Annotated in this window: 1 pseudogene; it reads left to right on the forward strand. The window is 36.3% G+C overall.

Annotated features, from left to right (window positions below):
• Positions 1-1,049, forward strand: a pseudogene (locus tag ACQKMR_RS28390) (IS3 family transposase); the annotation flags it as partial.
• Positions 1,050-1,080: the final 31 nt, after the last annotated feature.

Below are 1,080 nucleotides of genomic sequence, written 5' to 3' on the forward strand. Positions count from 1 at the left end.
CATGCTTATGGATTAGATGCCCTAATTTCTAAGAAAAAGGGGAGATCATCCATGAAAAAAGGAATCAATCCATCCAAACAAGTCGAAGGTTCAGTTGAAGCACTTGAAGGACGAATTAAACAACTGGAAATGGAGAATGCGTATTTAAAAAAGTTGAATACTTTAGTTCAAATGCAGGAAAAATTACAACCAAAATCAAAGCGCAAGTAATTTATGAACTAAAGTCCATTTATGAGGTCGTGGCCTTAATTAAAGTCGCTGGTATTCCACGTAGCACGTACTATTATTGGGAAAAACGCTTGAATCGAGAAGATAAGTATTCAAAGGTAAAAGCCGCTATTCAGTCTATCTATCATGAACATAAAGGACGTTACGGTTATCGTCGTATCACAAAAGAGTTAAAAAAATATGGTTTTTCTCACAATCCAAAGACCATCAACCGCCTCATGAACGAAATGGGCGTAAAATGTTTAGTCCGAATGAAAAAGTATCGTTCTTATAAGGGGCATGTTGGTCGAATTGCCCCCCATATTTTACAACGTGATTTTCAAGCAGAGAAAATGAATCAAAAATGGGTAACGGACGTAACAGAGTTTCATTTATTTGGGGAGAAACGCTACTTATCCCCTATCCTTGATTTATGTAATGGTGAAATTATTGCCTACAAAGTGATGAAACGGCCCGTTTATAAACTTGTTGGAGATATGTTAGATGAGGCGATTAAACACCTAAAACCAGAAGATACGGTCATCCTCCATTCGGATCAAGGGTGGCATTATCAAATGAAGAAGTATCAAAAAACGTTAAAAGATTCCCACATTATACAAAGCATGTCCCGTAAGGGAAATTGTTTAGATAACGCAGTCATGGAAAACTTCTTTGGCTTGTTAAAATCCGAATTGCTTTATCTCCAAGAGTTTGATAGTATGGAGCACTTTGAAAAGGAATTAGATGATTATATTCATTACTATAACCACAAACGAATGAAGGTAAAATTAAAAGACCTGAGTCCGATAGAATACCGAACTCAGGTCTTAGAAGCTGCTTAAACTATATGTCTAACTTTATTGGGTCAGATCA

It is taken from the genome of Peribacillus sp. NPDC096540 (genome assembly GCF_050278525.1).
Lineage (GTDB): Bacteria > Bacillota > Bacilli > Bacillales > DSM-1321 > Peribacillus.